The sequence below is a fragment of the Aeromicrobium sp. genome, from assembly GCF_032084975.1.
GTDB lineage: Bacteria > Actinomycetota > Actinomycetes > Propionibacteriales > Nocardioidaceae > Aeromicrobium.
On record NZ_DAMDLR010000110.1, the window covers coordinates 1 to 6,303 of the forward strand.

Consider the following 6,303-nt stretch of genomic DNA (forward strand, 5'->3'; position numbering starts at 1 on the left):
CACCGGTTCCCCGGATGCGTCCACCAGGACCGTGCCGTGCATCTGTCCGTCGATGCCCACGGCCACGACGTGGGCGTCCGCCTCCGCCAGCACGGCGGCCACGGCGTCGCGCGCCGCGGCCTCCCACCGGGCGGGATCGGTCTCGGCCCAACGAGGCTCGGGGGACCCGACGGCGTACCCGCGATCGGCTCGCGCCAGCACGGTGCCGTCGTCGGCGACGAGCACCGCCTTGATCCCGCTCGTGCCCAGGTCGAGGCCCAGGACCGCCGGTCGAGTCATGCGCGCCGGGTCACGCGTCGATCGAGGCGGAGGCCGCGAGGTGCGTCTCGATGAAGGTGTGCGCCCGGCGAGCGAGGTCGTCGCCATCGGACCACAGCGAGCGCCAGACCGCGAGGTCGTTCGACAGCGTGGGGCTGACGACGGCCGACGAGAAGCTCTCGAACGTGATCGGCCCCGTGAAGCCGACCCGCGCCAGCGCGTGGAAGAACGACGGGAAGTCGATCGAGCCCGAGCCCAGGTAGCCCCGGTGGTTCTCGCCGATGTGCACGTATCCGAGGCGATCCGCGACGTCGAGGACCGGCGTCACGAAGTCGGACTCCTCGATGTTCATGTGGTACGTGTCGAGGTGGATGAAGACGTTGTCCTCACCGATGTCGTCGGCCAGTCGCAGGGCGTCGCGCGCGGTGTTGATGACGTTGGTCTCGTAGCGGTTGCAGATCTCGAGTCCGAGACGCACCCCGCGGCCCGAGGCCTCCTTCGCCAGGTCACGCAGGACCCGCACGACATTGGCCCGGCCCGCGTCGGTCAACGGACGGCCGTACTTGCCCAGCGCGCTGTAGAGCGCGCCCGTGAGGATGGAGCCGCCAAGGCCGGCGACGACCTCGAGGGACTCGTGCAGGATCTGCTCGCCGCGGGCGACGACCTCGGGGTCGTCGCTCGAGACGTCGGCGTCGAACGCCAGTCCGCGCGAGCACGCGACCTGCAGTCCGGCCTCGTCCAGGGCGCGGCGCGTGTCGTCGACGTCCAGGACGTCCATCTCGTGCAGCGACAGCTCGAGCAGGTCGTAACCCGCCGCCTTCGTCCGCTGCACGGCTCGGGCGATCTCGTCGGGGCGGGTGCCGCCGACCCACACCAGGGCGTGGACGCCGATCGGATTGCGCTGGTCGACCATGGTGGTCTCCTTCTGGTCAGAGGTGGTCATTGCGAGATCGCGCCCGTGATGAGACCGACGATCTCCTCGCCGCTGGTCTGGGCGGTCCGGCGGCCGGCCACGCAGCGACCCGCGCGCATGACCCACACCTGGTCGGACAGCCGCATGACCTGGTCGAAGTTGTGGCTGATGAGCAGGACGGCGTGGCCCTCGTCGCGCAGGCGCAGGACGAGCTCCTCGACCCGCGCGGTCTCCTGGACGCCGAGGGCGGCGGTGGGCTCGTCCATGATGACGAGCTTGGAGCTGAAGCCCGCGGCCCGGCAGATGGCCACGGCCTGGCGCTGGCCTCCGGACAGGCGACGCACCGTCGAGCTCACGGCGGGGACGTTCACGGCCAGCTTGGAAACCATCTCCTGGGCGCCGGCGCGCATGGCCCGCTTCCTCAGGTACGTGAAGGGGCCGAAGCCACCGGTGACCTCACGGTTGAGGTAGAGGTTCTGCCAGACCGTGAGGTCCTCGACGAGGGCGAGGTTCTGGTGCACGGTCTCGATGCCGGCGTTGCGCGCCTGGTCGGGGGCGTGGAACGCCACGACGTCGCCGTCGAACCGGATCGTGCCGTCGTCGGCGGTGTGGACACCGGCGACGCAGCGCACGAGCGTCGACTTGCCCGCGCCGTTGTCGCCGACGAGCGCGGTGATCTCGCCGGCCCGCACCTGGATCGAGACGTCGGCCAGCGCGCGGACGGGGCCGAAGGAGAGCGAGAGCCCTTCGATGTCGAGCAGGACGTCGCCGGCGGGGCGGGTCTTCTGTTCGGTGCTGGTGGTCGTCATTTCTCGAACCTCGTCAGGAAGGCCGCACCGACGACGACGATGCCGACGGCGAGCGGTTGGTAGAACTGGGAGACGCCGAGCAGCGTGAGGCCGTTGGTCAGCGCGGTGAGCAGGAGGGCACCGAACACCGGGCCCTTGATCGAGCCCTTGCCGCCGAACAGGCTGACGCCGCCGAGCACGACGGCCGCCACGGAGTTGAGCAGGAAGGTGGTGTTGGCCGCCGGCTCCGCCGAGCCGACGCGCGCGACCAGCAGGATCGCGGCGAGTCCGGCGAGGGACCCGGCGATGAGGTAGACGGCCATCTTGATGCGCGCGGTCCGCACGCCCGTCGCCTGCGCCGCGTCGACCGAGCCGCCCGTCGCGAGGACGTGCGTCCCGAACGGCGTCGAGAACAGCACGAAGTGGGCCGCCACCGCCACCACGAGCGCGATGAGGAACGTGTAGGGGATCATCCCGAAGCCGCCGGCCGAGAGCTTGAACAACGGCGCGCTGATGACGGTGATGGGGCGGCCGTCCGACAGGATCAGCGCCAGGCCCGAGGCGGCCGACAGCGCGCCCAGGGTCACGATGAAGTCGGTGATGCCGCCCTTGGCGATCAGGAAGCCGTTGACGAGGCCGACGGCCGCACCGGCGGCCACGGCGACCAGGCAGGACAGGAACAGGCCCTTGCCGCTGGTCATCGCCATGCCGAAGGTCACGGCGGCGAAGGTCATGGTCGAGGCGATCGACAGGTCGATGCCGGAGGTCAGGATGACGAACGACTGGCCGACCGCGAGGATGATCAGGATCGCCGACGACAGCAGCATCGCCTTGATGTTGCCCGTGTTGAGGAACGTGGGGTCGAGAGCCGTGAAGATCGCCACGAGGACGATGAGCCCGATCACGGACGCCCACTCGACCCAGAACGACGGCTGGCGCAGTCGCTCGGTCAGGGCCGAGGCGCGGGACGTCGCGGGTGCGGTGGTGGTGGTCATGGGTGTTCTCCGAGTTCTGGACAGGTGGTGCGGGCGGGGGCCGAGCCCCCACCCGCACCACTCGCGTCAGCGGCCGAGCAGGTCCGCGAACGGGTTGTCGTAGTCGTTCGGCGGCTCGGGGAAGGCGTCCTGCGCCTCCTTGGCGTTGTCCGGGGTGATCAGCGCGATCGGCGTGTCGACCTTCTCGGGCAGGTCCTCGCCGAGCGCCGCGGCCTCGCAGGCCTGCAGGCCCATCTTGCCCACGACGAACGGGTACTGGGCCACGGCCGCGTCGATGTCGCCCGAGGCGACGCCGTCGATGCCGTCGACCGACACGACCAGCGTCTTGCCCTTCTTGTCCGCCGCGGCGACGGCACGGGCGACGCCCATGGCCATGTCGTCGTTGGCGACGAAGAAGGCGGCCAGGTCGGGGTTCGCCTGCAGGATCGTCTCGGCCTGCGTCTGGGCCTCCTGACGGTCCCAGTTCGCGGCGACCTCCTGGACGACCTCGAAGCTGTCCGAGAGGCCTTCTTTGAAGCCGTCGATGCGCTGGGCGCTGGTCACGTCGCCCGCGATGCCGCCGACGGTGGCGACGTCGCCGCCGTCGGAGTCGAGCTTGGCCAGCTGGTCGGCGACCATCGCGCCGGCCGCGACGTTGTCGGTGCCGATGTAGGTGGCCACCTCCGCGTCGGCGGCCTCGGCGGCGTCGGCCTCGACCGGGTTGTCGATGTTGACGATCGGGATGTCCTTGGCGGCGATCTGCGCGATGCCCTGGATCAGGTTCGTGCCGCTGATCGGGTTGACGAGGTAGCAGTCGAAGTCCTGGTTCGCCAGGTTCGTCAGCTTGTCGGCCTGACCGTTGGTGTCGGTGATCGACGCCGCGGCCTGGATCTCGACCTCGGCCCCCGACTCCTCCTGCTCGGCGTTGATGCCGTCCTCCATGTGCTGGAAGAACGGGTTGTCGAGGCCCTTGATGACGATGCCGATGTTGGTGCTGGCCGCGTCCTTCGAGTCGCCGTCGCCGGAGTCGCCGCTGTCGTCCGAGCCGCACGCGGCCAGCAGCAGGCTGGCACCGACGGCTGCGACACACAACGAGACCCGCATCTTCTTGGGTGTTCGCATGTTGATTCCTTCCACCATCGCGCGCCGGAGGACGCGGACTTTTGATCTTGAGTGTTGTTAATACAACACTTTCTGTTGTGTAATGTACGACACACACAGGAACTACGGCAAGCACGATCCGGAAATCACTCCGCCATGCCGTCTCGATCGCCAGAATGGGAGGGCCATGGCCACGTTCGACGAGGGAATCAGCGAGACGCTGTCCCTGTTGCGTCGCAAGGGCGGGATGACCCGGACCGAGATCGTCGCCGAGACCGGCCTGTCCCGCAGCGCGGTCAACCTGCGGATCGACGCCCTGCTCGACGGCCGGCTGGTGGCCGGCTCCGCCCGTGAGGCAGTCACGAAGGGCCGTCCCGCCGAGGTCTTCTCGTTCAACAGCGCTCGCGGCAAGCTCCTCGCCGCCGACGTCGGAGCGACGAAGTTCCGGGCCGGCCTGTGCAACCTCGGCGGTGATGTCGAGTCCGAGATCGAGCTGCCCTCCGACGTCACGGCCGGGCCCGAGGTGCTGCTGGGCTCGATCCTCGAGTGCTTCGAGAAGTTCCTCGTCGACACGGGGACACAGGCCGACGAGATCCTCGGCATCGGCCTGAGCCTGCCCGCACCCGTCAAGCGCGGATCCGGCATGTCGGTCAACCCGCCGATCATGCCGCTGTGGAACCGCTTCGACGTGCCGGCGTGGTTCCAGCGCCGCTTCGCGTGCCCGGTCTTCCTGGAGAAGGACGCCAACGCGATGGCCTACGGCGAAGCGCGCTTCTCCCATCCCGACGCCGATGACCTGCTGCTGGTGAAGATCGGCACCGGCATCGGCAGCGGGCTGATCCGCGACGGCGCCCTCTACCGTGGCGCGGACGGCGCGGCGGGCGACCTCGGCCACATCCCGATGACGCTGCCGGGCGAGGACGACGGCCCGCTGTGCAAGTGCGGAAACCACGGCTGCCTCGAGGCCCGGGCCGGCGGCTGGGCCATCCTGCGCGACCTGCAGGAGGCCGGCGCACCCGCCCGCAACCAGGACGACCTCATCGCGGCGCTGGCCTCGGGCGACGCGACCGCCGTGCAGCTGGCCCGCCGGGCGGGCCAGGTGATCGGCACCGCCGTCGCCACGGCGGTCAACCTGCTCAACCCCCGGGTCGTGGTGCTCGCAGGACACCTGGTCGCCGCCGGCGGGGACCACCTGCTGCCGGCGATCCGCGAACGGGTCTACAGCCGCTCGCTCCCGCTCGCGACCTCCGAGCTCACGATCGTGGCGAGCAGCCTGCACCCGCGAGAAGGCCTCGTGGGCCTCGCCCACCTCGTCAGTGACGGAATCCTAGAGCCCGCGCAGATCGGACGGCTGGTCGAGCGCGAAGACACCGTCTGACGTACTACGGTGTCGCGCAGGGATCGCGGGGGTCCCGCGGGAGGAGCATCGGTGTCGGGTCACGGAGACGTGCTGGCGTTGTTCCGTCGCCACGGCCGACTCACGCGGGCCCAGGTGGTCGAGCTGTCGGGCCTCTCGAGGGTGACGGCGACGCACCGCCTCGAGGGACTCGTGCGATCCGGGCTGGTGCGCCCCGAGGCCGACGACCGCACCACCGGAGGCCGACCGGCGGCGGTCTTCGACCTGGCCGAGGACCGCGGCCGGCTGCTCGTCGCCGACATCGGCAGCAGCCACGCCCGTTACGGCATCGCGGACCTGACCGGCCGCGTGCTCACCGCCCTCGACGAGGACATCACGATCGACGACGGGCCCGACACGGTGCTGGCCGGCGTGACCACCGCGTTCGAGAAGCTCGTCAGCGACGCGATCCCGCCGGTCCTGGGCGTGGCCATCGGCGTCCCCGGACCCGTCGACCAACGGTCGCAGCGTCTCGTCAGCCCGCCCACGATGCGCGGCTGGGACGGCGTCGACGTCGCGGAGCGGATCGGCCGGCACGTCGATGCGCCGGTCGTCGTCGACAAGGACGCCAACCTGGTCGCCCTCGGCGTGCATCGCGCGATGCGGGCCGAGTCCGTCGCGGGAGCCGACGACCTCCTCGTCATCAAGGTCGGCATGGGCATCGGCGCCGGCATCATCTCGCGGGGGCAGGTCCTGCACGGGGCGCGCGGAGGCGCCGGGGACCTCGGCCACATCCCTCACGCCGACGGGCCGCTGTGCCGGTGCGGCCAGCGTGGCTGCGCCGAGGCCTCGGCCGGAGCCTGGGCGATCGCCGCCTACCTACGCGAGCGTGGGCACGAGGTCCGGACGTCCGCCGACGTCGTCGCGCTGGCG

7 protein-coding genes are annotated in these 6,303 nt (G+C 70.5%); 2 read left to right on the forward strand and 5 right to left on the reverse strand.

What is annotated here, in order from left to right:
- The 5 genes from RT323_RS15545 to RT323_RS15565 all read right to left on the reverse strand — a co-directional run.
- Positions 1-279: FGGY family carbohydrate kinase (locus RT323_RS15545; protein ID WP_313410063.1), on the reverse strand; the 279-nt coding region annotated here is incomplete at its 3' end.
- Between the two features lie 10 nt (positions 280-289).
- Positions 290-1,201, reverse strand: a complete 912-nt coding sequence (locus RT323_RS15550; RefSeq protein ID WP_313410065.1) for a sugar phosphate isomerase/epimerase family protein — start codon at positions 1,199-1,201, stop codon at positions 290-292.
- Positions 1,198-1,980, reverse strand: a complete 783-nt coding sequence (locus RT323_RS15555) for an ATP-binding cassette domain-containing protein (RefSeq protein ID WP_313410067.1) — start codon at positions 1,978-1,980, stop codon at positions 1,198-1,200. The genes RT323_RS15550 and RT323_RS15555 overlap by 4 nt, the downstream gene beginning before the upstream one ends.
- Positions 1,977-2,954, reverse strand: a complete 978-nt coding sequence (locus RT323_RS15560; protein WP_313410069.1) for an ABC transporter permease — start codon at positions 2,952-2,954, stop codon at positions 1,977-1,979. Before RT323_RS15560 ends, RT323_RS15555 begins: the two co-directional genes overlap by 4 nt.
- A gap of 66 nt (positions 2,955-3,020) precedes the next feature.
- Complete coding sequence (locus RT323_RS15565) at positions 3,021-4,055, reverse strand: substrate-binding domain-containing protein (RefSeq protein ID WP_313410070.1); 1,035 nt, start codon at positions 4,053-4,055, stop codon at positions 3,021-3,023.
- Positions 4,056-4,221: 166 nt separating this feature from the next.
- Between RT323_RS15565 and RT323_RS15570 the strand changes: the two genes are divergently transcribed.
- Together RT323_RS15570 and RT323_RS15575 are read left to right on the forward strand one after the other, a co-directional pair.
- Complete coding sequence (locus RT323_RS15570) at positions 4,222-5,412, forward strand: ROK family protein (protein ID WP_313410072.1); 1,191 nt, start codon at positions 4,222-4,224, stop codon at positions 5,410-5,412.
- Positions 5,413-5,463: 51 nt separating this feature from the next.
- Positions 5,464-6,303 (forward strand): ROK family protein (locus tag RT323_RS15575; RefSeq protein ID WP_313410074.1); only part of this gene is annotated, 840 nt, incomplete at its 3' end.